A 25,478-nucleotide genomic window follows, 5' to 3' on the forward strand; every position below is an offset into this window, starting at 1 on the left:
CCGGCTTAGGGGGCGGTTTTTTACCAGATTACCACGCGGGTGGAGTCGGGGCGGTAGAGCTTCTGGCCGGGCTTGATGCCAAAGGCTTCGTAGAACGCGGGCACGTCGGCCATGGGGCCGTTCACGCGGTATTGGGCCGGCGAGTGCACGTCGGTGAGCAGCTGCGAGGCCAAGCTTTCGTCGCGCACGTGCATCTGCCAGCCTAGGGCGTAGCCCAGGAAGTAGCGCTGCACGGGCGTGAGGCCGTTGATTTTCTTGCCTTCCTTGTACTGCTTGGTTTTCTTGAAGGCGTCGAGGCCGATGACGATGCCGCCCAGGTCGGCAATGTTCTCGCCGGCCGTGGCCTTGCCGTTGATGTGCAGCGAGTCGAGCAGGGTGTAGCCGTTGAACTGCTTCACGATGCCGTCCACGCGCTGGTTGAAGCGCTTGCGGTCGTCCTTGCTCCACCACTCGTGCAGGTTGCCGTGGGCGTCGTACTGGCTGCCGTGGTCGTCGAAACCGTGGGTGAGCTCGTGGCCAATGGTGCTCGCCCCGGCGTAGCCGTACACCAGCGCGTCGTCGGCGTCGGCATCGAGCAGGCCGGGAATGGCGAAGGCGGCGGCAGGCAGCACAATTTCGTTGTTCGAGCCGCTGTAGTAGGCGTTGTAGGTCTGCGGGGTCATGTTCCACTCGGTGCGGTCCACGGGCTTGCCCAACTTGTTCTGCTGGTAGTTGAACTGCCAGCGGTTGGCGCGCATCACGTTTTCGGCCAGCGAACTGCGGTCAATTTTCAGGTTGGAGTAATCCTTCCACTTATTGGGGTAGCCCACTTTCGGCGTGATTTTGTGGAGCTTCTCCAAGGCCACCGTTTTGGTGGGGGCGCTCATCCAGTCCACTTTTTTGATGTGCTCGGCAAAGGAAGCCACCACATTTTTCACCAAGGTGTCGTACCGGGCTTTGGCTTCGGGCTTGAAGTATTCTTTCACGAAAAGCTGGCCGAGGGCATCGCCCAAGGCATTTTCCTGCATGTCCAGCACCCGCTTCCAGCGCGGGCGAATGGCGGTAGCACCGCGCAGCACCGTATCATAGAAGTGGAAGTTCTCATCCACGAACTGGCGGCTAAGGGTGGGCGCAAACGTGCGGGCCACCTGCCAGGTCAGGTAGGCCTTCCAGTCGTCTACCGGCTTGGTCTTGAGCAGCTGGCCCACCGTCTGGTAAAACTCGGGCTGGCCCACAATCACCGTATCCACGTTGGTAAATTCCATTTGGCCGAGCCAGGTTTTCCAGTCGATGCCGGGCGTTAGCTTGTTGAGCTGGGCGATGCTCATCTTGTGGTAGTTGGCGTAGGGGTCGCGCAGGGCTTCGAGCTTGCGCGAGGATTTGGCCAGGGTGGTTTCCAGCGCCATTACCTTGGCGGCGTTGGCCTGGGCCGTGGTCGAATCCTGGCCCAGCAGCTTGAAGGTGTTGGCCACGTGCTTCAGGTATTCGGCGCGGATGTTTTTGGTGCGCGAGTCGGTGTTGAAGTAGTAGTCGCGGTTGGGCAGGCCCAGGCCCGACTGGCGCAGGTACAATACCATCTTGTCGCTGTTCTTGTCGTCCTGGCCCACGCGCGGGCCGATGAGTGCGCGCACGCCCAGCGGAATTTCGTGAGCAATGACGCCCGGCACCTCCGCCACGGTTTTCATGGCCGCAATGCGGTCGAGCTCGGGCTTGATGGGCGTGGCGCCCAGCTTGTCGGCCTTCGCCGAATCCAGCCCAACGGCCCAGAAATCGCCGATTTTCTGTTGGTTGCTACCCGCGGCGGCGTTGGCACCAGCAGCCTCAATGCTGGTCTGGCGCAGGCGGGCATACACCTCGTCCTGGACTTTCTTGCCGATGCCCATGTTGCTTTCCGAAGCCGGAATGGGGTTGTTTTTCAGCCACGTGCCGTTGGCGTAAGTGAAGAAGTCGTCGCCGGGGGGCACGGTGGTATCCAGCGCGGCGTGCAGGATGTCGGGCTTGTCGCCGGAGCTGGCCGTTTTGAGGGAGTTGGACGGGCAGCCGGTGACAAATGCCGCGAGCAGCGGCAAAAGGAGCAGGTGTTTTTTCATGCAGGAATGCAGCAGGTTGACTGGATAAAGAAGGGTGAAACAAAGAGGCGCGCCGCTTTCGCGCGCGCCGGTTTGCAACGACAATGTTAGGCTTAAACTGTTGCATTGTTGTTGCTTCGGGCCAGCGCTGCGCGCTGATTAGCGCAGGGGTTAACTAAGAATGTTGAGCTAAAAAAGAACGTCCTGCCGCGTGCGGCAGGACGTTCTTTTTTAGCTCAACAGGCCTGCCTGATTGGAAGCATTGCGGTTCAGCCTGCTATTACAGAATAAACCGCGTGCTCAGGAAATTGCTTTCCTGCTCGTTCACGATGTCGTTCAGAATGTGCTTGTTGGCGTCGGTCTGCTTGGTGGCCACCACCGTGCGAATGCTGAACGAGCGCAGGGCATCGTGCACCGACAAGGTGCCCTCGGCCGAGTCCTTGCGACCGGTGAAGGGGAAGGTGTCGGGCCCGCGCTGGCACTGGGCGTTGATGTTCACGCGGCTCACCTGGTTCACCAGCTGGTCCACCAGGTTGGCCACTTCCTGTGATTCGCTGCTGAAAATGCTCACCTGCTGGCCGTGGTCGGAGTCGATGATGTACTGAATGGCCTCGTCGACGTGGGCGAAAGACGCCACCGGCACCACCGGGCCAAATTGCTCTTCGCGCCAGAGTTTCATGCCGTCCTTCACGGGGTACACCAGCGCGGGGTACACCAGCGGGCCGGCGCACATGCCGCCGCCTTCGTTCATGATGCGCGCGCCTTTGCCCTGGGCATCCTCGAGGCACTCGCCCAGGTAGCCGGGCTTTTGCGGCTCGGGCAGGGGCGTGATGTTCACTTTGTCGTCCCAGGGCATGCCGGGCTTGAGCTTGTTGATTTCCTCAGCCATGCGCCGCACAAATTCCTCAGCGATGCTCTCGTGCACGAAAAACAGCTTGAGCGCGGTGCAGCGCTGGCCGTTGAAGCTCAGGGCGCCCAGCACCGATTCCTTCACGGCCACGTCCAAATCGGCATCGGCCATGATGATGGCCACGTTCTTGGCATCGAGCCCCAGAATGGCGCGCAGGCGGTTGGACTTGGGGTGCAGCTTCTTGAGCGAGTCGGCCACGCGGCTGCTGCCGATGAGGCCCAGCACATCAATCTTGCCCGACGACATCAGGGCCGGCACGATGGTGTTGCCGCGGCCGTACACCGTGTTCACCACGCCCTTGGGGAAGGCCTCGGTGAAGGCCTTGAGCAGCGGGAAGTGCAGCAGGGCGCCGTGTTTCGGGGGCTTGAAAAGCACAGTGTTGCCCATAATCAGGGCCGGAATCAGCATGCAGAACGTTTCGTTCAGCGGGTAGTTGAACGGGCCCATACAGAGCACCACGCCCAGCGGCGAGCGCCGAATCTGGCCGATGATGCCTTCCTCGATGGTGAAGCGCGACGAGTCGCGGTCGATGTCCTTAAGGGCGTCGATGGTATTGCGGATGTAGTCGACGGTCCGGTCGAATTCCTTCTCCGAATCGGCGGCCGACTTGCCGATTTCCCAGAGTAACAGCTGCACGATTTCCTTTTTCTGGGCCACGATGAGGCGGGTGAACTTCTCCACCGCCGCAATGCGCTCGGCCACGCTCATGGTGGGCCACTCACCGCGGCCGTGGTCGTAGGCGCGCACGGCGGCATCGAGGGCCTTGAGGCTTTCGGCCTCGTCGAGCAAGGGGTACGAGCCGATGACGATGGGCGTGAGGTCGCCGTCGGAGTCGCGCAGCTGAATGGGGGAGAGCACCACCTGCGTGGGGCCGTGCCACTCGCGCAGCTCGCCATCGAGCAGGTACTGGCGCTGGTGCAAGGGTTCGGGCCGGCGCCAGGCTTCGGGAATGGCCGCCTCATCGGGCGGGAAAAGTTCGGTTAGGCTTTCGGTGGTTACAAGCATGGTCAAAAGAACAGTGTGTAGTGCGAACCTACACACAAGCAAAGGCCAACGGAAATGTTGGGCTTCGGACTGCTCTCGGAAGGGAATTTACGGGAACGTTTGCGTGCCACTGACGAGCAAAGAAGCCGTATGTTCAGGCCATAATCTTTTTTTGCACCATGCCGCTCCGCCTCCTGCTTTTGCTCAACTTCGCCGCTGCGGCCTACCTCACCGGCCTCATCTGGACGGTGCAGGTAGTGCACTACCCCGGCTTTGGGCAGGTGCCCAAAGCCGGCTGGGCGGCTTTCCACGCGGCCCACACCCGCCGCATGAGCTACGTGGTGCTGGTGCCCATGGTGGTTGAGCTGGGCCTGGCCATCTGGCTGACCTGGGCGGGGCGCAGTGCGCTGCCCGGCGGCGCGGGCTGGTGGAGCCTGGGCCTGGTGGGGCTGATTTGGGCGGCCACGTTCTTTATCTCGGTGCCCTTTCACAACCGGCTGGCGCAAGGCTATGACTACATTGCCATCGATGGCCTCATCCGCACCAACTGGTTGCGCACGCTGGCCTGGACGGCGCGGGCCGTACTCCTGGGCTGGCTTTTGGCCCGCTGAGGCGGAAGCCATTCTTCGGCAGGACCAGCCCCAACGAGGCCGGCCGGGCATTAGCCAGCTGCCTGGGCCATCGTAGACCTGCCGCTGTGGCCCGCCGTGCGGCGGCGCAGCCGGTACGCCAGGATGCCCAGTATCATTCCGAAACCAAAAATGTAGGCCCCCACCCACCACGCCAGGGCCAGCGCCCCGGCCCGGGGCCAGAAGATGAGCAGCACGCCAAAGCCGATGGCCAGCAAGCCACTGAGCAGCATCAGCCCCTCGCTGGCCCGGTGCTTCCGGAGCCGAAAGGCGGTGCCTATCTGCAAAAAGCCGGTTAAGATGGCCCACAAAGCCACCACGTACACCAGCGCCAGCAGCGTAATGTCGGGCCAGGCCAGGGTAAGCCCGCCGGCCACCACGCCGGCCACGCCCTCCAGCACCAGGCCCCACCAGACCGGCTGGTCCCGGCTTTGGCGGAAGGCCGCTACCAGCGTCAGCAAGCCGTTGAGGATGAAGTAAACGCCGAAGAGGGCGACCAGAACCAGGAGCGTGAGCCCCGGCAGTAGGAAGGTGAGCAGGGCGCAGATGGTGGCTACCAGACTGCGCAAAGCCAACGCCCACCAGTTGGTGTGCAAAACCGAAGGAATCATCATGGCAGAAAGCACAAGCCGCGGGAACAGCGTCGCCCCGCTTATCCGCCCTAACAATGGCCTTGGGTCCGGCGTTACCCAAAACCACCCCCAGCGGCTGAATTCCGTGTTTTTTGCCTAACGTTCCGTATTTGCCACGCTGCTCTTGCGACCACTACCGATGGAACCACCCCTGGCGGCTTCCTGGCCAAGCCTACTGCGCCGGGCGGCTTTTCTCGCGGATGGCCTTGAATTCTGAGCCTTCCTTCCACTTCGGGAACGTGGTTTCGCTGGCCAAGCGCTGGCCGATGCGAAACAGCAGGCGGGCGTCCTGCTCGGCGCCGCGCAGGTCCCACTTGGGGTCGTATTGGTCGGAGGGCTGGTGGTAGCTCTTTTCTTCGAAGTCCTTGCGCTGCTTCTCGGCGAAGGCTTTGCCGTGCAGGCGGCTTTCAAACTGCCCGCTGGCGTAGAGCGCCGGAATGCCCACTTTGGCAAAGCTGAAATGGTCGGAGCGGTAGAAGCTGCCGGTTTCGGGGTGCTGGTAGGGGATGACGTAACGGTTTTGCTCCTTGGCGGCGGCGCGGGCGTAGTCGTCCAGCTCCGACTGCCCGTAGCCGGTGATGGTCACGTCGCGCATGGGCCCGAACGCCAGCAGCTCGTCCATGTTGATGTCGGCCACGGTATTAGCCACCGGGAACAGCGGGTGCCCGGCGTAGTACTGCGAGCCCAGTAGGCCCTGCTCCTCGCCCGTCACGGCCAGGAATACGATGCTGCGCTGCGGCTTTTCCTTGGCGTGCACAAAGCCGTTGGCAATGGCCAGCAGGGCGGCGCAGCCGCTGGCGTTGTCGAGCGCGCCGTTATAGATAGAGTCGCCGGCAATGGCCGGGCCGATGCCGAGGTGGTCCCAGTGGGCCGAGTAGATGATGTACTCTTTGGGCCGCGTGGTGCCGGGCAGCACGGCCACCACGTTTTTGGATGTTTTGCGGGTAATCTTATTGTGCAGCGTGGTGCTGATGTTCAGGCCCAGGGGCCGCGCCCGGAAGCCGGGCTTGTTGGCGGCGGCGTAGGCCTCGTCGTAGCTCTGGCCGGCCGTGGCAAACAGGCGCTTGGCGGCGTCGAGGGTCATCCAGCCCTCCATGGCCACTTTGCTGGCGCCGTGGTCCGGCGTCTGGGGGTGCAGCTTGGCGCCGCCGTTGCTGCTTTGCACCACCGTCCAGGGGTAGGAGGCGGGCTTGGTGTCGTGAATGATGAGGATGCCGGTGGCACCGTGGCGGGCCGCTTCCTCGTACTTGTAGCCCCAGCGGCCGTAGTACGTCATTTCTTTGCCCTTAAATAAGGTGGTGTCGTTGCCGGCGTTGCCGGGGTCGTTTATCAGCACCACCACGGTTTTGCCCTTCACGTCGAGGCCGGCATAGTCGTCCCACTTATACTCGGGCGCCACCACGCCGTAGCCCGCAAACACCAGCGGCGAGTTGGTCACCTTCACGGTGGGCTGTTCGCGCTCGGTGAGCACCATGTAGTCGGTGCGATACTTCAGGGTCAGGCTTTTGCCGTTGCGCGTGACGGTGGCCGTCGAATCGGGCTTGCCGGTAATCTCTACAAGGGGCACGGCCTGGAAGTAGGTGCCGTTGGGCCCGGGTTTGAGCCCAAGTTTTTTGAATTCCGAAGCCAGGTAGTTGGTGGCTTTTTCCTCGCCTGCCGTAAACGGCCGCCGGCCCTGAAACTCATCCGAGGCCAGCGCCTTGATGTGCTGGCCGATGAGCGAGGCCGTGATGCCATCGGCCGGCGCTGGCACGCTGGCCGTGTCGGTAGGCGCGGTTTCGGTTTCGGCTTGGCCGCCCGCCGAGGCGGCGGTTTTGTTTGAAGAAGTCTGGCCCTGGCAGCTCGCCAGCAGCAGGCCGGCTGCGGTTGGCAGCAGCCACCCGCGCAACGTAAATAAACGCATCAGTAAGAAGGTCTTGGTCTCCGGCCGATAGCCAGAGCCCGCCTGCAGCGGGCAACAGGCCGGCTGCAATCTGCGCCCCGGCGCGAGGGCAGACGCTGCGAATGTAGCACAGGAAATCCCTGTTTGACCAGCCCACTTTCCACGGCTCCCTTCCCGGCATAATTCAGCTAAATCCCTGCCCTTCTTGGGCTCACTGAAGATGCTGGGCAATAGTATGGGCCGATTATTGCTTAGCTACGTATTGGCTCCCGCGTAGCGGCCCGGCTGTACTCGAGTGCTGCTTGCCTGCTGCCCGGGTGGAGCGTTCAACAAGGCCCCGGTTCCGGGAGCGTAGCCTTCGCTTAGCCAGCCATAATTCCGGCTACGCCTTGTGTCCAACTCAGGCGCGACGCCGAAGCAAACCACCCTCGCTAGTCCGCCCAAACCCATCCGTCTAAGGCTGGGTGCCAAACATCTTCTTCAACTATATTCCACCTGTTTATGCCTTATTCTAGCTTTCTCACTCCTCCTGCCGGCCTCAGCCCCGAGCAACACCAGCAGTGGACCCGCCGCCAGTACGTAGCCGAGTGCGCCATCGACTTTCTGGCGGCTAAAGACCAGTCCCTCAACGACTCCGTGCTGGCCCACCTGCAGGACTACGTCAGCGGGGAGGCCAGCCTGGGCCAGGCCATTGGTCGCTTGGTCGACTACTTTGCCCGGGAGTCGGGCGCTGGGCACCAGCCGCTGGCTTCCTAACCGCTACAATCCTTTCAATATGAAACGCGCCCCCGTCGGGCCGCGCCCCTGATTGCAGAGGGCGCGGCCCGACGGGGGCGCGTTTGACGTTATTGAGCCAGGCTTAGGCTACATGGCCTTGGCGTTGATGTAGTTTTTGGCCAACTCGTTGAGCTTGGTATCGGTAAACTGCTCTTCTTCTAGGGTTTGGCGCAGCAGGTTGGCGGCTTCGTTGTGGCCCAGGCGCTCGGCGTAGTGGGCGGCGGTGCCGTAGCCCGAAATCTCGTAGTGCTCGATGCGCTGCGCCGCGGCAATCAGGGCCGCGTCCATCACCTCGTCGGTGGCGCGCTCCGACATCGTTTCCTGGCCTTCGGCAATGAGGCCGGCCATGGCCTTACAGGTGTGGCCGTCCAGGTCCAGATTCAGGGATTTGCCAATGCGCTCGAGGCGCTCCACTTGCTTTTCGGTTTCGCGCAAATGCTTTTCAAAACCGGCGCGCAGGCGGCCGTCCCGGGCTTTTTCGGCCATTTTGGGCATGGCCTTCACCAGTTGGTTTTCGGCACTGTATAGGTCCTTGAGCTGCAGCTCAAACAGGTCGTCGAGGGTTTCCAATTTATCGAACATAACAAAGGGAATGGAGTGGGAAAAATGAAAAAGCAGCGATGGCCGGCGGGATTAGTCGCTTGGGCCTCGCTGCTTTCTTTACGTCCCATCAGCCGCCACGTTAAGGCCGGCCGGCTCCATTCGGTGCGCTCCTGGCGAACGCAGGTTTTGCTGTAATGTTAAATAATGATTTGAGCCTTAGAAGGCTATTGGGGGCGGGATGACAAGCGGGTGCCAGCAGGCCGGGATAAGTACGCAAGCGAAAACCCGTACTTGCCGAAGCAGTTTTGCGCCGCCGGTGCCGGCCGGGCTAGAGCCGGGCGAAGTGTTCGGCCGCAATCCGCGTGCCGGCGTCGGTGCAGATGCCGCGGATGTAGTACAGGAAAATGCTGCGAAACACCTCGGCCATGTTGTAGCGGTCGGGCGGAAACACCTGCGGGTTGAGCAACATGTTTATCTGCTCAATCAATATCTTGCTAACCAGGTTGATGTTGATGTCGGAGCGAAACAGCTGGTTGCGAATGCCGTCGTTGAGCAGCTGCTGAAGCTGCGGGGCCGAGTAGCTGGCCAGGTGGTCCATCACCGCATTCCAGCTCTTGGGAAAGCCGGTTTGCAGCTCGGCGTAGAACTGCGACGGAATAGTAGATAAGTCCCGCAGGCCCAGCTGCAACAGCCCGTAAAGGCGCTCCACCGCCGACGGGTATTGCGCGTAAAGCTCGAGGTGCTCCTGCTTCTGCCGCTCGATGTCGGCCAGCATGACGTGGTGCACCAGGCCGGCCCGCTGGGGGTACTGGGCGTTCAACTTGGCCACCGTGGTGGAGAGGGCCTCGGCCAGCAGCGCGTCGGGCGCGGCTTGGAGCCCGTGTTGGTAGAAAATAGGCAGGGCCGCTTCCAAAGAAGCGTCCGCAAGGGTAAGGTTGGGCATAAAGCGAAAAAGCAGAAGAGTTCGTCCCAACGAAGCAGCTAGCCCGTTAGTTCGGTAGCGGGCAAGGGGCGCTGTGCACGATGATAGGTCAGCAACTATTGCTGAACGGCGCCCAAAAGGAAAAAGAACAACAGTTGCGTGAGGTAAACCAGTGGCACCAAAGCGTTGGTCTTGGTAAAGTTCGCCCGGTTGAACAGCATCTGCAACACGCAGGAAAAAATAAACCAATCGCGAAAATTCTGGAAAGGAATGACGCTGGCCGTCCAGTGCCAAAAGTCATAGGTGCTGGCCACGGGCTCCATGCACATATCCAGGCCCACCATGAGCAAGGCCGCCAGTATGGTGCGGGGCAGCTCGGGCAGCGGCAGGTAGCGGGACAGCGTGCCGCACACGTACGTCAGCACCAGCCAATTGAGCCCAATGGCCAGCGGCACCCCCATTACCAAGAGGCCCAGCGTGTGGCCGTAGTAGTAGTGCCCGAAGAACTTGCCCGTGGTGACCCCAATGACCTCGGCGGCAAAGCCCAGCAGGCTCACCGTGATGCAGAACCCCCAAAAGCTGAGGGTCCGGCCCGGCTGAAAAGCAATCAGCAGCACCGCCGTGAGCAGCAGCGTGAGCGGCGTAAAGCGCAGGTAAAAGCCGGGGTCTTTGGAAAACGCCAGCCCCACAAAGCCCGTGATGTGAAACAGCAGGACCAGGCCCTGGGCCACGCGCAGCCGGCGGGGAGCAGTCACGGCCGGTAACGGCTCGGTGTAATCAACCATGCATTTGAATTAAGAATGAAGAATGAGGAATGAGGAATGAGCCCAACGACCAATTCCTTCTTCCTCATTTTTCATTCCTCAGTAATTAAAGACGAAACGATTTTGGCCGACAGCAGGCACAGCGGAATGCCGCCGCCCGGATGCACCGAGCCACCGCAAAAGTACAATCCTTCCAGCCGCCCCGAAAAATTAGGGTGCCGCAAGAACGCCGCCAGCGCGTTGTTGGACGAGCTGCCGTAGAGCGCGCCGCCAAACGACGAAGTATCGGCGGCGATGCCCGGGGGCGTCCACACCTTTTCGGCGGCGATGAGTGGCTCAATTTCGGTGCCCAGGGCCCGGCTCAACTTATGCAGCACCACGCGCCGGGTTTTCTGGGTGAGGGCCTCCCAGTCCTGGCCTTGGTCGTGGGGCACGTTCACCATCACAAACCAGTTTTCGTGCCCGGCCGGGGCATCGGTGGGAGTTTTCTTCGACGTCACGTTCACGTACACCGTCACGTCGTCGGCCACGGTTTTATCCTGAAATATGGTCTGGAACTCGCGCTGGTAGTCGGCCGAAAAGAAGATGTTGTGCAAGTCCAGCTCCGGAAACGCGCGCGTGATGCCCCAATAAAAAATCAGCGCCGACGAGGAGCGCGGCTGGCCGAGCGTGCGCTCCGGCGCGGGCTGCCGGGGTAGTAGGCGCCGGTAGGTAGGCACCACGTCCATGTTGCTCACCACCTGGCCGAAGTCGTACACATCCTGCGCCGTGCGCACGCCCGTTACCCGGCTTTCGGCAGTGATAATCTCCTCCACCGGCTCGTTGTACCGAAACTTCACTCCAAACTCGGTGGCTAGGCTGGCCAAGCTCTCGGCAATGGCATAAATGCCGCCTTCGGGATAAAACGCTCCGATGCCGTGCTCCAGGTGCGGAATCATGCTCAGCGTGGCCGGCGCCTGGTAGGGGTCCGAGCCGTTGTAGGTCGCGTAGCGGTCGAAGAGTTGCACCAGGCGCGGGTCCGAAAAGGCCTGCGCGTGGCGCTGGTGCATGGTGCCCAGCAGGCCGAGGCTGGGCAGCGCGGCCACGGCCTTCAGCGTTTCGGTGCTCAGGTAGGTTTTGGCTTTGTGCAGTGACTTGTGCAAGAATGTGCCCGCCGTGGCGTCATATGCCTTGCCGCCGCGGGCCAGAAACTGCGTGACTTCCGCCGCGGGAGCGCCTAGCTTTTCCTCGACTTCGGCGGCGAATTTTTCCGCATCGGCCCAGGCCGTCAGCCGGGTGCCATCGGCAAAGAAGTAGTTGGTGATGGGGTCCAGCCGCTCGTAGCGGAAGTAGTCGGCCGGCTCGCGGTGGGCCAGCCGGAAAATGTCGTCCACCAGCTGCGGCAGCGTAAACAGCGACGGCCCCGCATCGAACCGGTACCCGCCCGGCAGGCTGAATTGGTGCATCTTGCCCCCAAACGTGCCGCTGGCCTCAAACACCGTAACTGCCCGCCCGGCCACGGCCAGGCGCACCGCCGTCGCCAGCCCGGCAATGCCGGCCCCGATGATGGCCACGGGTTGGCGCAAAGGCATCCGATTTTGCTTGTTGCGGAACACAGGGAAATGGGAAAAGCAGTAGCTTGAAAGTTAGGCGGTTTTGGTCGGCAGGAATATTTCCGCCAGCATGCAGCGGGCGCTGCCGCCCCCACCGTTTCGATGGTGGGAATGGCCAGCGGCACCAATTCGGCATACCGTTCCAAGGTCTGACGCTGGGCCGGCGTGAGGGCGTCGTGGGCCTGCTGCGACATCACGAGCAAGGGCCGCCCGCCGGCTTCCGGGGCCAGCGCCAGCAGGTTGCCCGCAAACCGGCTTACCTGGGCCTGCGAAATGGCCACGATTTCGTGGCCAGTGGCGGTGAGCGAAGCCACCACAGCGGCCCGTTCGTCGGCATTGGCAATGCTGTCGAGGCATACCACGGCAACGCCCGGCCCCACGCACATCATCACGTTGGTATGGTAGATTTCCTGTCCTTGCGCGTCGGTGGCCCGAAACGCGACCGGCCGGTAGGCCAACCGCTGCGCCACCTGCTCAAACAAGGCAGCATCGGTGCGGGGCGACAGGCCCGCGTAGGCCACCCGGTGCACGTGGTCGAAGATGATGCTGCCCGTGCCTTCCAGGAACCGGTCTTCCCGCTCCGTCCCCGATAAATCAACGACTTCGCGCACGGCAAACTCGCGGGCCAGCGCCGCCACCAGCTCCGGCCGCCGCTCGGCCCGGCGATTGGGCGCGCACATGGGGTAGAGCAGCAGCTGGCCATCGGCGTGGGTCGTGAACCAGTTGTTGGGGAATACGGCGTCGGGCTTGGCCGGCTCCGGCGCATCCTCGAACACCCGCACCTGCACCCCGCGGCCGCGCAGGGTGGCCACCGCCGCATCAAACTCGGCTAGCGCCTGCGCGGTCAGGCCGGTGCCAGTCGGCGGCTGCTGGAAATGATTGGAAACCGCCGTTTCCGCATTGAACCCAAAGCTGGCCGGGCGCACCAGCAGAACGGTGTTGGCGAGGGGCATAAAAGGCTCGGTTGATTGCTACGGGTTGGGAGTGGTAGGTACTAAACCATTGAAATGGAATAATGGCTTAGCACCCCACCTATAAAGCCCAACTATTCCACCGCCAGCACCAGTCCCTTCAAGTACGCCCCTTCCGGGTGAAACAAGCTCACGGGGTGGTCGGCGGGCTGGGTGAGGCGGTGCAGGATGCGCGCCGGGCGGCCCGCTTCAATAGCAGCGGCCAGCACCGCGCCTTCGAAGAGCTCGGGGCTCACCACCTGCGAGCAGCTGAAGGTGAACAGCAGCCCACCGGGCGCCAGGTGCGCAATGCCGGCGGCGTTCAGGCGCTTGTAGCCCATCAGGGCGGCGTGGCGGGCGCCCATGTGCTTGGCGAAAGCGGGCGGGTCGAGCACCAGCAGGTCGTACTGGGCCGAGTGGTTTTTGAGGAAGCCCAGCACGTCGTCGGGGTAGGCAGCGTGGCGGTCGGCGTGGGTGGAGAGCTCGGCGTTGCGCTCGGTGAGGGCAATGGCTTTCTTGCTTGAATCGACGGAGTGCACCAGCTCGGCGCCGGCTTCCAGGGCATACACCGAGAAGCCGCCGGTGTAGCAGAACGTGTTGAGCACCTTGCGGCCGGGCGAGTAGCGGGCCAGCAGGGCGCGGTTGTCGCGCTGGTCGATGAAGAAGCCGGTTTTCTGGCCTGTTTCCCAGTCCACGGCAAACTGGTGGCCGTTTTCGTTTACCAAGTGCTCGGTGCCAGTGCTTTCGCCGAAAAGGTAGCCGTTCTGGGCGTCGGGCACGGCGTTGCCGGGCACGGTTTCGGCGCTCTTGTCATAAATGGCGCGCAGCTTATCGCCGAACACCACCTGCAGGGCCGCCGCAATTTCGGGGCGGGCGCGGTACATACCCACGCTGTGGGCCTGCACCACGGCCACGTCGCCGTACACGTCGATAATCAGGCCGGGCAGGCCGTCGCCCTCGGCGTGCACGAGGCGGAACACGTTGGTGTCGGCCGTGCCGGTGAGGCGCAGGCGCTGCCGCAGCTGGTAGGCATTGCCCAGCTTGGCCTGCCAGAATTCGGCGGTGGGCAGCACAGCATTCACGCCAAAATCCAGCATGCGCACGGCAATGGAGCCGCCGCCCGAGAAGTGGCCCACGCCCAGCAATTCGCCGTCGATGGCTTCGACGCGCACGGGGTCGCCCTCCTGGGTGTCGCCCTTCACGCGGGCAATGGCGCCCGAGAATACCCAGGGGTGGCGCCGGCGCAGGGAGTGGTCTTTTCCGTTTTTGAGAACGATGGTGGCAGGATTCAGCATAGTCCCGCAAAGGTACGGCCCGGCTTGTGCGAACTTTGCCTTTCCCATCTGGGCCCCCGTTGCCCCTATCCCGTCATGACTCCCGACCTGCTTATTCTCGACTACGAACCGGCCCACCAGCCGGCTTTCCGCGCCCTCAACCACGAATGGATTGCGCAGTACTTCGCCATTGAGCCCATCGACAACAAAATGCTCGACGACCCAGAAGGCTACATTCTGGGCCCCGGCGGCCATATTTTTATGGCCAGCTACGGCGGCGAGCTGGTGGGCACCTGCGCCCTCATCAAAGAGCACGACGGCATGTACGAGCTAGCCAAAATGGCCGTGTCGCCGCGGGCGCAGGGCCTGGGCATCGGCTGGGCGCTGGGTCAGGCCATTCTGGGCAAAGCCCGGCAGCTGGGCGCGCGCCAGGTGGAGCTGCTGTCTAATTCGCGGCTTACCCCGGCGCTGAAGCTCTACGAAAAGCTGGGTTTCCGGCACGTGCCGGTGCCGCCCACGCCGTACCAGCGCACCGACGTGAAAATGGTGCTCGACCTCTAGCTACCGCTTCCCGAACCACCGCCGGTAGATGGGCTTGCGCCAGGCAAACTGCGCCCACATGGCGGGGTAGAGCAGGGCGTCGAGCAGCGGCGAGGCAGTACGGTATTCCAGGGCATCGACAATGATGCTGCCGCCACTTGGGCCGGGCTGTATGAGGTGGCGGTGGCGCCAGTAGCGCAGCGGCGGGGGCAGGCGCTGGCCTTCGTCCACGAAAAACCGGGTGCCGTCGGGCAGCTGGCCGTCGTCTACAATGAGCGAGGTCCAGGGCAGGCGGGCCACCAACGTACTCAGCTCAATTTCTACCCGGTCGCCGGTACGGCAGCCGTCGAAGCGCAGCACCCGCAGTCGCGGAAAAGGCGGCGCCAGGGCCACAAACAGGTCCCGGGTGAAGCCAGCCATGACCTGGGCCGGCGGCTGGGCCACGGCGGTGCGAAGAGTGACGTGCATAATCATCAGCACAACGCGGCCGGCAAGCCTTTGTTTGCGGCCGCCCGCGGGCTACCGGCTACTGCAGCCCCGTTATCCGGAATTCGACCCGGCGGTTGAGCCGGCGCGTAAACTCCTGGCTGTTGCTGGCCATGGGCTGGGCCCCGCCAAACCCAATGCCGGTGATGCGCGCTTCGGCAATGCCGTGGCCCACGAGGTAGGCCTTCACGGCGCTTACTCGCTGCTCGCTGAGCACCACGTTCTTCTCGGGCGGGCCCACGTTGTCGGTGTGGCCGCGCAGCTCAATCGTCAGGCCCGGGTTTTCCGACATCAGGCTCACTAGCTTGTCGAGCGCCGCAAACGAAGAAGGCAGCAGCAGGGCCTGGCCTTGCTCAAACTGCACATTGTTCAGCTGAACCGTGGTGCCCACGCTGAGCGGCCGGAGCAGAATATCCCGCACAAACGGGCCGGGACCGGCCGTCCAGGTGCTATCCACCACGATGTAGCCGGACAGCTGGGCGCGGTAGCTGTAGGTAAGGCCGGCTTTGGCGGGGTAGGAGAAGGTGCCCTGTGGCGAGAGGCGCACCGCCTTGCCAAACCCTTCCCCCAGCCGCAGCTGGGCCTGGGGTAGGGGCTGGTAGGTGGTGGCGTTCAGCACCCGGCCGCGCCAGGAGGCAGTGGTGGGCGGCACCGGGGGCGCTTCCTTGGTGCGCACCACGCTAAACAGGTTGCAGCCTGCTAAATCGGTGTAGGTGCCCTTGCGCACCCGGGTGGCTTGGCGACGGGCCAGGTCCACCTTGTACACGGCGGTAGGCCCGGCCAAGTACATCCGGCGCTGTCCGCGCTCGTCGTTTTGCATCAGCAGGTCGCTGTAGCCGCCGCGCTTGGGCAGGCCACTCAGGGCCATCATCTCGGGGTTGGGCTGCTGCGTGCTCAGGTTTACTTTCATAAGCGCGCCGTCGGTGCTGTATACCAGGTACATGGTGTTGGCGTCGTCGAGGCAGAAGTTGCCGTGCGAGCCCGCACTCTCGTACCCGATAAGCGGGTAGAACGGTGCCTTCTGCAGCGGGTCGGTGGCCCAGATTACCTTCACGCTGCCGTCGTACGGGCTGACTTTTACCAGCTTGTTGGCGTCGGAGGTGATGAAGTAGAGGTCGCCACGCTCGTCGGTGGCCGCCGAAATCCAGCACACGTCCTGGCCTTGGGCTGGCAGCTTCCAGGAGGTGTAGCTGCCCTTGCGCGTGGCCGGGTTGTAGCGGTATACCAGCTCGGGCGTGTCGGTGGGCGCTTTGGTCACCGAATACAGGTAGTTGTCGAACCCCTTGGCTAGCGCGTACGACTGGAAGGGCAGCACCTGCCGGTGAATGATGGGGGCGTCGGTGAGCCGGTTGGACGAGAATTCGTGGATGGTGCGGCAGTCGTCTTCCCACTGGCCGTTGTGGTAGCGCATGGCCGCGATGCCGTACAGCTTGTTGTCGCAGATTTGGTCGGCGTAGCGACGGCCCGGCAGCGGGTTGCTGGTAAAGCCAAAGGAGTCCACCAGCTGCTGCCCCTGCGCCAGGTAGGCGCTGTCCTGGCGGGCTTCGCCGCGGTACTCCACCCGGAATTCGTAGCCGCCGCGTCGCACCCAGCGCCCCACCACGTGCGTGCGGCTTGCCGGTGCCGGGGCGGCTGCGTAAGTGTAGTCGTAGCGCACTTCGTTGTAGCGCCCAAGGTCGCGCTGGTCGATGCGCAGGACCTGGGACTGGGGCAGCCGCTGAACGCTGCGCCACACCGAATCCTCCCCGCCGTACACGGTCAGGCTCAGTTCTTTCTGCGCATCGGGCAGCACCTGCATGGTGAGGGTGGCCACGGCCAGTGTGGGGCGGAAGGCCTCGCCGGCGTAGAAGGTAGCCTCCACGCCGTTCACGTTTTTTCGCACTTTCCAGGCCGGCGGGTAGGTGAGCCGGTAGTGCCCCCCTGCATCAGTATAAACGGCTCCGGTCGGGGCCGGCTGCGCATGCAGCGCCATGGTAAGTACTGCCAGTACCAGCGTCAGAAAAGCCTTCATAAACAGCAGCTCGGACGTAAACAAGACAAATGCAGGGGGCGAAAGGCAAACACGTCGGTGCTACAAAGCAACAAGGTTTGCAGCCAACTAAATGATTATTTGTCGGCCAACGTGCCTAAAACCACCACAAGGGTACAAAATTTCTTGCCCAAGTACCCAAAGCGAAGGCTGAGATTAGCCCAGCAGTTCCTCAATGTCGGCGCGGGTGAGGTGCTTAATCACGGCCTCATCCGTCGCAATCAACTCACTTACCAAGGCCAGCTTGCGGCGCTGCAAAGCCAGGATTTTCTCCTCCACCGTGCCCTGGGTAATGAATTTGTAAGTGAACACCGGGCGCTGCTGCCCGATGCGGTGGGCGCGGTCCACGGCCTGGGCCTCCACGGCCGGGTTCCACCACGGGTCGAGGATGAAGACGTAGTCGGCGGCGGTGAGGTTAAGGCCCACGCCCCCGGCCTTCAGGCTGATGAGGAAGATTTTCAGGTTGTCGTCTTCCTGGAAGCGGGCCACTTCGGCGGGCCGGTCGCGGGTGGCGCCGTCGAGGTAGGCATACGCCAGCTGTCGCTCATCCAGCGCCACTCGCACTAGCGACAGGTGCTGCACAAATTGGCTGAACACCAAAACCTTGTGTCCCTCGGCCACCACGTTGCGAATCATGCGCAGCACCTCGCGCAGCTTGCCCGATTCGTGGGTGTAGGTGTCGTCGGCCAGGCGCGGGTGGTTAGCAATTTGCCGCAATCGGGTTAAGCCCTGCAGCAGCAAAAATTGGGTGCTGGCCGGGCCGTGCTCGTCGAGGTTGCGCAGGATTTTATTGCGGTAAAAGCTCTTCGTTTCCTCGTAGGCGTGGGCCTGCTCCTCCGTCATGGGGCAGTAGCTGAGCTGCTCGGTCTTTTCGGGCAGCTCCTTGGCTACCTGGGCCTTGTGCCGGCGCAGGATGAACGGCTTGATGAGGGCGTGCAGCCGCCGCGTGCGCCCTTCGTCCTGGTGCTTCTCGATGGGCTTGAGAAACTCCTTGCGGAAGAACGCCTGCGTACCCAACAAGCCCGGGTTGATGAACGACATCTGCGACCACAGGTCCATGGTGCTGTTTTCCACGGGCGTGCCCGTCAGAATAAGACGGTGCTTGGAACGCAGCTGCCGCACGGCCTGCGACGTCGTCGACGATGGGTTTTTAATGGCCTGCGACTCGTCCAGAATCACGTAATCAAACTTGTAGCTGGCTAGCAGGTCTGTGTCCAAGCGCACGATGCCGTAGCTGGTGAGCACCACATCGTAGTCGGCAAAGCGGTCGGGGTTTTTGTCGCGGTAGGTGCCGGTGTAGGCCAGAATGCGCAGGTCGGGCGTAAACTTCTCGGCTTCGGCCAGCCAGTTGAACACCAGCGAAGTAGGCAGCACCAGCAGCGAGGCGGCGCCCTGCGCTTCGCCGCTTTCGCAGCGATGCTGCAGCATGGCCAGCGTCTGAATGGTATTGTGCGTCAGTACGAAATTATCCGTCACATACAGGCGGTCGGGAGCATCTACCGAAATGCACTGCGCCGGCATGATGCCCACCGATGTCACGGATTTGATGCCGCGGTAGGGTTGGTATTTGGTCTTGGGGCGGTACAGGGACGCTTTGCGAGCCAGCCGGAACGGTTGAATGTGAGGCGGGAGGCTCAACGTGAGGGTATAGGCAGCTTGCCCTGTCCGCTTTTCACCTAAGTGATAATAGGATGGCATTTTCGCGCTTTGCTTAACTGTTCCACCCAGCGACTGCACCAGAAAAGTGACGCCCGTAATCAATTGGGGCGAAATGGAGGAAAACTGACACACATCGCCCTGAGCCGACATGTAACCGTCTGAATCCATTAACCCTTGCAACACGGCCAGCCGCGTCGCCACGTCGTTGTAGAGGTAGGCTTCGGGAATGAATTTGGTCAGCGACCCTTTGCCTTTCAAGCCCAGGTTGCGAATGTGCTGCATCAGCTCATTCGTCCAGCCGGCCACGTTTTTCACAAACGAGTAATCACAAGTCTGGCCCTGCCGACGCATGGCCAGGGTCGGGGGCAGCTCGCGCGTCACGTAATTCACAATTTCGGCGTCACCAGTCGAAAGCTGAATGCTATTGAGGCGGAAGCAACCATCGCCCAACAGCAGGCCCATAAAATAAGGGTCGACTGGTACCTGTTGGGAGGACATTTCGACCGGTTTCACAATGGGAATGAACCACTTGGTGTTGCCATGCTTGTCGTGTAGGTCGGCGCTCAACTCCTGGAGCGCCTTCACCTTGTAAGCTTGGCCCCGGTATTTCTGCACGGGGCTTTGCACGGCCCACAAATGCTCTGCGCAACATTCCGCCGTGGAACCATCGGTGAACGTCACGCGAAAGATTTCTTTTTCGCCTTGCGGAAACACGCCTGTTACCCGTGAAGTTTGGCCCTGCGAATTGATAATGGAATCGCCGACCCGTAACTCACCCATTTGCCGCCAACCGCTCGGGGTGAGAATATTGGCGTGCAGCGGCTGCGCTTTGCCCAGGCCCATGTCGTCGGCCAGGCAGCCGCCAAAATGGTAGTCCTGCACGAAGCGCAGCCAGTTGTAGCCCGCTTTCTGATAAGGGCGCAGCTCACCCAGGAAGCCGATGGGCAGGGGGTGGTCTTCTACCTCGGCAAAGTCGCGCAGTCTGGCCAGCTTGCGGCCCATGCGCACGGTGGCCAGCTCGTTGCTTTGCAGGTCGGCCACCAGCGCCAGGTGGTGGCGGCGCAGGTTCAGGCCCTCCGGGGTTTCTTCGCCAAAGGCAAACAGCTCCAGGTAGTCCGTAAACCACTCTTCGGGAATGATGGCAATCTGACCGTTGGGCAGCTTGAACTCGCGGCGGCGCTGCAAAATGTGGGCCCGCAACCGGATAAACGGCACCTCGATGTCGCCAAAACGCACGGTGCCGCGCACATCAAACCAGTCACCGGCTTCCTGAATGCCCACGTGCACGCTGGTGGGCCCAATGAAGTAGCTCTTGGTGGCCGTAGACGCGGCTTCTACCGTGTAGCCCAACTCCGTGAGGATGGCCGTGTTGTCGTGCAGCCACTTAAACGCTTCGCTTTTGGGCAGGGTCGCGTAGCCGTTTTCCACCGTGAGCTGGCGCTCGCGCAACTCGGCCACGGTGGCTTGCTCCTGCTCGGGGTTGCGCAGCAGGCGGTGAAACACGTAGCTCTCGGCCGTTTTTTCCAGGCGCACGCTCACCGGTTTGTCCGTGCCCAGGGGCATGAGGTGCGGGCCGTAGCGGAAGCTTAGCTCAAAGTGGATTTGCTCGGTTTCGGTTCCGGTGAGCAAGGGCGCCACCGGCTTGGGCAGCGGAATGCGGCCGCGGCGCGGGGGGCCGGGCGGGCGCACGGGGACCTCAGGAGCCGCCACGGCGGGCATGGCGTCGCTGAACGTGAGCCGGGGCCGCGCCACGTACCGCTCCGACCGAATGTCGAAGCCGCGGGCGTGCACCTCAAACGACTCCATGAGCGGGGCCACAAATTTCTGGAAGTAGCTTTCTTCCACATTGCGGGGCACCACAATGAATTTTTTCTTCAGGAAGGGCAGCAGCTTGCGCCCGTCCACCTCGGTCCGGAAGGAATAGAGCAGGTCGCCGAGCAGCAGCCAGGCCGGCTGCAGGCACACCAGCAGGGCGTCCTTGTACTGGAAATCCAGCCGCTGCCCCTGGTACTGAATGGTGGGGAAGTAGTGCGTGCCCTCCTCGTTGCGGCGGAAGTGAAACAAAATGGATGCTTTGGCCGGAGCCAGCCCAATTTCCTTCCAGGTAGGTTCGCCGTCGCGGCCCATGATGAACACGCGCTTGCCGGCCAGCCGGGCCAGGATGGCCGCCATGCGCGTTTGCACATGCCGCGAAATGACTTCCTGCAGCGGCTTGTCGCCCTTCTCGGCGTTGTAGGTTTTGAGGAAGAACTCGGCCGTGGCAATTTTGCGGGGCCAGAATTCTTTTACCACCGCTTCCTGCTGAATCTGGTCGCACAGTTCCACCAGCTCAAAATCGGTGGCATCGAGGCCCGCGCCAAACTCGTGGGCGTTCTTGCCCGAAACCGTCTGGTGCTGGAGCGTAAGCTGGCCGCGCGGGCCCAATTGTACCACGTAGGCCGCGAACAAGTGGCCCAGGAACTCGTGCTCGAAGAGCGAGTAAACAATTTGAAACGGTTCCGAGGTAGAAACTTTCATAGCCGGGCACGCAAGAATCGCAAGATAGGGCTGAAAGCGGAAACGCGTGCGGTTGAGCTTATCAGCAGTAAGGGGAGCGGATAGCCTTACGGCGCTTTGCCGCGCAGGATGCCGCGGACCTTATAAATTCTCGCGCAAATCCAAGTGGCTCGCGTTCAGGGCCGGGCGAATGCTTACGGCTAATGTAATGAGTATGATGGACAGGCAGGTAAAGATGAGGTCCGTAGCCTGCATTTTCACCGGATAGGCATCGACTACGCTCGTGGCCATGCCCATGCTCACAAACCCGAAGCGCTGCTGGGCCCAGCACAGGGCTACGCCAAACACGAGGCCCGTGGCCGCGCCCACCAGGGCCACGATGGCCCCCACCAGCAGGAAGGTCTTGCGCACGGTTTGCTGGGTGGCGCCCATGGCCAGCAGCACCGAAATATCTTTTTTCTTATCGATGACCAGCATCGAGAGCGAGAAAAAAATATTGAGCGACGCAATGAGCAGAATGAGCGTGAAGGTGATGAACACAAACAGCTTCTCCACCTTGATGGCCTTGAACAGGCTCACGTGCTGCTCATCAGAGTCCTGCACCTTGAAGCCCGGGCCCAGCTGCCGGCGCAGCTGCTCCTTCACCTGCTCAATTTCGAAGCTCTGGCCCACCTTCACGTAGAGCGCGGTGCGGCGGGTGCCGTAGCCCAGCAGGCGCTGGGCAAAGCTGAGGGGCACGAAAATGTAGCTGTCGTCGATGTGCTGCTCGATGAGGAACACCCCGCCGGCAATCAGGTTTTGCTCGTTGAACGCCTTTTCGGGGTTCATTTCCAGCAGTTTCTTACCGGGGGTATTGCGGGGGTAGAGCAGGCGCATGGGCGCCAAGCGGTTGTTGAGCGTGATGCTGAGCTCGTGCTGCACGCCGGCGCCCACCAGGGCCAGCTCTAGGCTGTCGCGGCGCAGGCGGTGGTCGCCCTCCTTGATGTTGGCGTCTATCTGGCTTTGACCAAAGTAGTTGTCGCTCAGGCCACGCATCTTCACCACCATTTGGCGGTCGTGGTATTGCAGCAGCGCGTTGTCCTCGATGACCTCGGTGAGCAGGGCCACGCCGGGCGTGTTTTCCAGCTTCATCAGGAAGGTGCGGTCCACGTCGAAGGCCTTGCCCTTGGTGGCCGAAATGACCAGGTTGGGGTCCGACTTGCCGTAGAGCGTGCGCACCAAGTCCTCCAGCCCGTTGAACACCGACAGCACAATAATGAGCGCCATAGTGCCCACGGCCACTCCAATCATCGAAATGTTCGAGATGATGGTGATGATGTTGCGCTTATTCTTGGAGCGGAAATAGCGCCGCGCAATGAGGAGGGGGACGTTCACCTAAAAAGTTTGGGAGGGTACGCGGGGTTGCCGTTGAGAGTTAGCCAATGCCCGGCAAAGCTACCGATACTAACTCATCAACGCGGGGCCTAACCTACTCGCCGGCTTTTACTTCCACGCCTTCACGATGAGGCCCGTGCCCGAATCGTGAACCGTGCGGGCGTCGAGCCAGTTCAAAAGCAAGCAGAACGGGAACGTGACGGCGTAATAGAAGGGCAGCAGCAGGAAAAACAGGCGCGACTTGCCCAGCATCAGGATGGGGTATTTCATGCTCAGGCGCCACGAAATCTGGCCCGGCTCGCCGTACGCGTAGCGGGCTTCGATGCGTTCAAACCCGGCCGTGCGAAGCTTCTGCTGGATTTCGCGGATGTTGTAGCCGTCGCGCACGTGCTCCTCGATGAAGCTGGTTTCGCCGTCGTCGTGCACGTCGGAGCCGCCCTGGTCGCTGGGCGTGGAGATGAGCAGCATGCCGCCGTCCTTGAGCGAGGCGTGGATGTTGCGAAACACCTCCACGTCTTCCAGAATGTGCTCCATCACGTCCACCGACAAGGCCAGATCAAACGAATTAGGCTCCTGGTACAGCACCAAATCCTGCACGGCAAACTGCACGTTGCTGCGGCCAATCTGACGGAAAAACCGGTTGGAGTCGGCCACCTGCTCTTCCTTCACGTCCACGGCCAGGATGTCCCACTTGGGGCTCAGCCCACTGAGCCAGTACGTGTACTGCCCGTAGCCCGAGCCCGCGTCGAGGATGTGCAGCGGCTCCTGGGTGCGGCCTTTGGCCCAGCGGCGCAGCTCGCGGTGCACGTGCCAGGTGCGCAGCAGCAGCAAATCGAGCAAATGATAAAACAGCCGGCGCAGCCATGGCGTTCGGTTAAATACCTGGCCGAGCGTCTTCTTAATCGGGTCGTAATACAAGAGAAGGGAGGCGTGCTAAATAATGGGTTGCGAAATCAGCCGGCGGCCTTATTCGTCGTCTTTGGGGTTGAACAGGCGCGGGCGGGCCGGTTTCTCGTCGTCCTTCTCCTCGTCTTTGGGCGCGGGCGGGATGTCGAGCGTGCCGAGCACCTGGTCCATGTGGGCAGCGTAGGCGGCGCTGTCGTCGTGAAAAAAGATGAGCTCGGGCACCACGCGCGCCGTCTGGCGGATGCGCTTAGCTAGGGCCTGACGGATGGCCTTACCGTTTTCGCGAATGATTTCGAGGCGCTCGTTGGCATCGGCCCCGATGAGCAGGCTCAGGTACACACGGGCCTGGCCCAGGTCGGGCGTCACGCGCACCAGGCTGATGCCGGGCGCCAGCCCACCTCCAAACAGGTGCGGCAGGTCGCGCTGCAACACGGAAGCCAGCTCCTGCTGCAGCAGGCTAGCCATTTTTTGTTGTCGTTTGCTTTCCATAATGACCGGCAAAGGTACAGCTTGGGGAAGAAGGGCCGCGGGCTCCCCTGGGCAAGAAGCAAAAAGGGAAACAGCGGCGGCAGAAAACCCGGTAAATGGGATGGCCGCTGGCGGACAATACCTTTGCCAGCCCAATATCCCTCCCTGACTTCTCGCCGCTACCCTTTTGCTTCGCTTTTTCAAAAGCTCCCTTCCGGCTCAACTCCTGGCCTTGCTGGTGCTGGTGCTGGCCCTGCGCCTGCCCCTGCTGTGGATGGGCCTGCCCGTGACGGCCGCCGAGCTGAGGGCCCTGCTGGTGGGCGAGCGGCTGCACGGCGGCGCCCTGCCCTACCGCGACCTCTACGACGGCACCGCACCGCTGGCCGCGGCCACGTTTGCCGTGCTCGACGCGGTGGTGGCGCGCCCGGTGTGGCTCTACCGCCTGGTGGCGCTGCTGCTGCTGCTGGTGCAGGCGATGCGCCTGAACCTGGTGTTCAACCGCTACGACGTGCACCCCGAGCGCGGCTACCTCGCCGCCCTGACGTACCTGCTGGTCGGCAGCGTCAGCACCGATTTGGATGCCCTGTCGCCCCTGCTGCTGGGGCACACCTTCATCATCTTTGCGCTGAGCGCGCTGCTGCCCACCTCCCGCGAGGGCTACGACAACCGCCGCCTGTTTCGGGCCGGGTTCCTGATTGGGGTGGGCGCGCTGTGCTACCTGCCCCTCAGCTTGTTTGTAATAGTGGGCTTGTTTGCGGTGGTCATTTTCGCGGCCAACTCCTTCCGGAGCTCCCTGCTGTTGCTGTGTGGGTTTTTCTTTCCGTACGCCCTGGCGGCCACTTTTTTCTTCTACACCGGGGCGCTGCCGGGGTTTGTGCAGTTCCATTTGCAGCCGGGCCTTACCGATTTGATTGCCAGCGGGCTGCCGGCCGGCTTGCAGCTCCGCTTGCTCATCGTGCCCGGGGTGGTGCTGGCCCTGGGGCTCATCCGGTCCTTGGGCACGCCCCTGGGTTTAGTGTTTCAAATAAAATTCCGGCAGATGATGCTGGTGTGGCTGGTGGTCGCCATTGCTACGGCAGCAGTAGAGCGGGGCGCGGCCCCGGGCGTGCTGGTGCTGCTGCTGCCGCCGCTGGCGTACTTCAGCCTGTTTTTGTGGCAGCGTGCGCCCCGCAACTGGATGCTGGAATTGCTGCTGCTGCTGGTCCTCAACGCGGCGGTAGTGCTGCGCTACCGGGCCCAGGTGCCGCGCCTCGAAGCCCTGCTGCACATGCCGGCCGAAAGCCGCTTCGGCCTGCAGCCCGACCCGCGCTACGCCTCCCTGCGCGGCCAGACCCTGCTGATTCTGGGGCCCGACGACCGTGCTTATTTCAACAACCACCCCGCCACGCCTTACCTGGACTGGGCCTTGTCGCAGGTCGATTTTGGGCACCTCAACGAGTACGCTGCCGTGGTGCGCGTGGCTCAGAAGATGGGCCCCGTCCCGCCGGCGTACCTGCTCGACCAAAGTGCCCAGGTGCCCCGCCTGAAGCAGCTGCTGCCCGGTATATTTGGCCCCTATGAGCCCACCGGCCTGCCCGGTCTCTACCGGCGCCTGCCCAAGCAGTAGCCCCACT

General features: G+C 62.4%; 19 protein-coding genes and 1 pseudogene. 4 read left to right on the forward strand and 16 right to left on the reverse strand.

Features of this window, described 5'->3' with window-relative positions; translation table 11 throughout:
• Positions 1-20: 20 nt before the first annotated feature.
• Together AUC43_RS05115 and AUC43_RS05120 are read right to left on the reverse strand one after the other, a co-directional pair.
• A complete protein-coding gene (locus AUC43_RS05115; RefSeq protein ID WP_068190696.1) occupies positions 21-2,069 on the reverse strand; it encodes a M13 family metallopeptidase in 2,049 nt (682 codons plus the stop codon).
• Between the two features lie 259 nt (positions 2,070-2,328).
• Positions 2,329-3,963, reverse strand: coding sequence for an NADP-dependent glyceraldehyde-3-phosphate dehydrogenase (locus AUC43_RS05120; protein ID WP_068198250.1), 1,635 nt, complete (start codon positions 3,961-3,963; stop codon positions 2,329-2,331).
• Positions 3,964-4,121: 158 nt separating this feature from the next.
• On the opposite strand from AUC43_RS05120, the gene AUC43_RS05125 reads away from it, so the two are divergent.
• Positions 4,122-4,553 carry a hypothetical protein gene (locus AUC43_RS05125; RefSeq protein ID WP_068190698.1) on the forward strand — a complete coding sequence of 144 codons (432 nt, stop codon included), beginning with the start codon at positions 4,122-4,124 and terminating at the stop codon, positions 4,551-4,553.
• 50 nt (positions 4,554-4,603) lie between these two features.
• On the opposite strand, the gene AUC43_RS05130 is transcribed toward AUC43_RS05125, so the two are convergent.
• Both AUC43_RS05130 and AUC43_RS05135 read right to left on the reverse strand, forming a co-directional pair.
• Entirely contained in the window at positions 4,604-5,185 is a 582-nt protein-coding gene (locus tag AUC43_RS05130; protein ID WP_068190704.1) for an HdeD family acid-resistance protein, read from the reverse strand.
• A 190-nt stretch (positions 5,186-5,375) separates the two neighbouring features.
• A complete protein-coding gene (locus AUC43_RS05135; RefSeq protein ID WP_082684916.1) occupies positions 5,376-7,106 on the reverse strand; it encodes a M28 family metallopeptidase in 1,731 nt (576 codons plus the stop codon).
• A 480-nt stretch (positions 7,107-7,586) separates the two neighbouring features.
• On the opposite strand from AUC43_RS05135, the gene AUC43_RS05140 reads away from it, so the two are divergent.
• Positions 7,587-7,841 carry a hypothetical protein gene (locus AUC43_RS05140; protein ID WP_068190708.1) on the forward strand — a complete coding sequence of 85 codons (255 nt, stop codon included), beginning with the start codon at positions 7,587-7,589 and terminating at the stop codon, positions 7,839-7,841.
• 108 nt (positions 7,842-7,949) lie between these two features.
• Here AUC43_RS05140 and AUC43_RS05145 read toward each other — a convergent pair whose 3' ends face one another.
• From AUC43_RS05145 to AUC43_RS05170, 6 genes and pseudogenes are all read right to left on the reverse strand, one after another.
• Positions 7,950-8,444 (reverse strand): YciE/YciF ferroxidase family protein, encoded by a 495-nt coding sequence (locus AUC43_RS05145; protein ID WP_068190711.1) that lies wholly within the window; start codon positions 8,442-8,444, stop codon positions 7,950-7,952.
• A gap of 289 nt (positions 8,445-8,733) precedes the next feature.
• Positions 8,734-9,348: a hypothetical protein gene (locus AUC43_RS05150; protein WP_068190713.1), complete on the reverse strand. Its 615-nt coding sequence runs from the start codon at positions 9,346-9,348 to the stop codon at positions 8,734-8,736.
• Between the two features lie 95 nt (positions 9,349-9,443).
• Entirely contained in the window at positions 9,444-10,112 is a 669-nt protein-coding gene (locus AUC43_RS05155) for a carotenoid biosynthesis protein (protein WP_068190716.1), read from the reverse strand.
• A 71-nt stretch (positions 10,113-10,183) separates the two neighbouring features.
• Positions 10,184-11,662, reverse strand: a complete 1,479-nt coding sequence (crtD, locus tag AUC43_RS05160; RefSeq protein WP_068190718.1) for a 1-hydroxycarotenoid 3,4-desaturase CrtD — start codon at positions 11,660-11,662, stop codon at positions 10,184-10,186.
• 170 nt (positions 11,663-11,832) lie between these two features.
• Positions 11,833-12,636: pseudogene (gene ctlX / locus AUC43_RS21445) on the reverse strand (citrulline utilization hydrolase CtlX); the annotation flags it as partial.
• A gap of 92 nt (positions 12,637-12,728) precedes the next feature.
• Positions 12,729-13,925: a class I SAM-dependent rRNA methyltransferase gene (locus AUC43_RS05170; RefSeq protein WP_099092925.1), complete on the reverse strand. Its 1,197-nt coding sequence runs from the start codon at positions 13,923-13,925 to the stop codon at positions 12,729-12,731.
• Between the two features lie 78 nt (positions 13,926-14,003).
• On the opposite strand from AUC43_RS05170, the gene AUC43_RS05175 reads away from it, so the two are divergent.
• Positions 14,004-14,468 (forward strand): GNAT family N-acetyltransferase, encoded by a 465-nt coding sequence (locus tag AUC43_RS05175; protein WP_068190724.1) that lies wholly within the window; start codon positions 14,004-14,006, stop codon positions 14,466-14,468.
• Here AUC43_RS05175 and AUC43_RS05180 read toward each other — a convergent pair whose 3' ends face one another.
• The 6 genes from AUC43_RS05180 to AUC43_RS05205 form a co-directional block, all read right to left on the reverse strand.
• The gene (locus tag AUC43_RS05180; RefSeq protein ID WP_068198254.1) at positions 14,469-14,915 is read right to left on the reverse strand and encodes an SRPBCC family protein; all 447 of its coding nucleotides are present in this window, start codon (positions 14,913-14,915) and stop codon (positions 14,469-14,471) included.
• 58 nt (positions 14,916-14,973) lie between these two features.
• The gene (locus AUC43_RS05185) at positions 14,974-16,944 is read right to left on the reverse strand and encodes an OmpA family protein (RefSeq protein WP_199243498.1); all 1,971 of its coding nucleotides are present in this window, start codon (positions 16,942-16,944) and stop codon (positions 14,974-14,976) included.
• 174 nt (positions 16,945-17,118) lie between these two features.
• A complete protein-coding gene (locus AUC43_RS21830) occupies positions 17,119-21,138 on the reverse strand; it encodes an SNF2-related protein (RefSeq protein WP_068190729.1) in 4,020 nt (1,339 codons plus the stop codon).
• A gap of 120 nt (positions 21,139-21,258) precedes the next feature.
• Complete coding sequence (locus AUC43_RS05195; RefSeq protein ID WP_068190732.1) at positions 21,259-22,491, reverse strand: ABC transporter permease; 1,233 nt, start codon at positions 22,489-22,491, stop codon at positions 21,259-21,261.
• Between the two features lie 108 nt (positions 22,492-22,599).
• Positions 22,600-23,409 carry a class I SAM-dependent methyltransferase gene (locus AUC43_RS05200; RefSeq protein ID WP_068190735.1) on the reverse strand — a complete coding sequence of 270 codons (810 nt, stop codon included), beginning with the start codon at positions 23,407-23,409 and terminating at the stop codon, positions 22,600-22,602.
• Between the two features lie 48 nt (positions 23,410-23,457).
• The gene (locus AUC43_RS05205) at positions 23,458-23,886 is read right to left on the reverse strand and encodes a ribosome-binding factor A (RefSeq protein ID WP_068190737.1); all 429 of its coding nucleotides are present in this window, start codon (positions 23,884-23,886) and stop codon (positions 23,458-23,460) included.
• Between the two features lie 166 nt (positions 23,887-24,052).
• On the opposite strand from AUC43_RS05205, the gene AUC43_RS05210 reads away from it, so the two are divergent.
• On the forward strand, positions 24,053-25,471 hold the full coding sequence (locus AUC43_RS05210; RefSeq protein ID WP_068190739.1) for a hypothetical protein: 1,419 nt from the start codon (positions 24,053-24,055) through the stop codon (positions 25,469-25,471).
• Positions 25,472-25,478 lie beyond the last annotated feature (7 nt).

Source organism: Hymenobacter sedentarius, assembly GCF_001507645.1.
GTDB lineage: Bacteria > Bacteroidota > Bacteroidia > Cytophagales > Hymenobacteraceae > Hymenobacter > Hymenobacter sedentarius.

Coding starts and splice junctions, on each gene's coding strand:
- AUC43_RS05205 (WP_068190737.1), bottom strand. CDS start 23,886: ATGGAAAGCAAACGACAACAAAAAATGGCTAGCCTGCTGCAGCAGGAG.
- AUC43_RS05180 (WP_068198254.1), bottom strand. CDS start 14,915: ATGCACGTCACTCTTCGCACCGCCGTGGCCCAGCCGCCGGCCCAGGTC.
- AUC43_RS05155 (WP_068190716.1), bottom strand. CDS start 10,112: ATGGTTGATTACACCGAGCCGTTACCGGCCGTGACTGCTCCCCGCCGG.
- AUC43_RS21830 (WP_068190729.1), bottom strand. CDS start 21,138: ATGAAAGTTTCTACCTCGGAACCGTTTCAAATTGTTTACTCGCTCTTC.
- AUC43_RS05115 (WP_068190696.1), bottom strand. CDS start 2,069: ATGAAAAAACACCTGCTCCTTTTGCCGCTGCTCGCGGCATTTGTCACC.
- AUC43_RS05145 (WP_068190711.1), bottom strand. CDS start 8,444: ATGTTCGATAAATTGGAAACCCTCGACGACCTGTTTGAGCTGCAGCTC.
- AUC43_RS05175 (WP_068190724.1), top strand. CDS start 14,004: ATGACTCCCGACCTGCTTATTCTCGACTACGAACCGGCCCACCAGCCG.
- AUC43_RS05130 (WP_068190704.1), bottom strand. CDS start 5,185: ATGATGATTCCTTCGGTTTTGCACACCAACTGGTGGGCGTTGGCTTTG.
- AUC43_RS05150 (WP_068190713.1), bottom strand. CDS start 9,348: ATGCCCAACCTTACCCTTGCGGACGCTTCTTTGGAAGCGGCCCTGCCT.
- AUC43_RS05120 (WP_068198250.1), bottom strand. CDS start 3,963: ATGCTTGTAACCACCGAAAGCCTAACCGAACTTTTCCCGCCCGATGAG.
- AUC43_RS05125 (WP_068190698.1), top strand. CDS start 4,122: ATGCCGCTCCGCCTCCTGCTTTTGCTCAACTTCGCCGCTGCGGCCTAC.
- crtD (WP_068190718.1), bottom strand. CDS start 11,662: ATGCCTTTGCGCCAACCCGTGGCCATCATCGGGGCCGGCATTGCCGGG.
- AUC43_RS05140 (WP_068190708.1), top strand. CDS start 7,587: ATGCCTTATTCTAGCTTTCTCACTCCTCCTGCCGGCCTCAGCCCCGAG.
- AUC43_RS05135 (WP_082684916.1), bottom strand. CDS start 7,106: ATGCGTTTATTTACGTTGCGCGGGTGGCTGCTGCCAACCGCAGCCGGC.
- AUC43_RS05185 (WP_199243498.1), bottom strand. CDS start 16,944: ATGAAGGCTTTTCTGACGCTGGTACTGGCAGTACTTACCATGGCGCTG.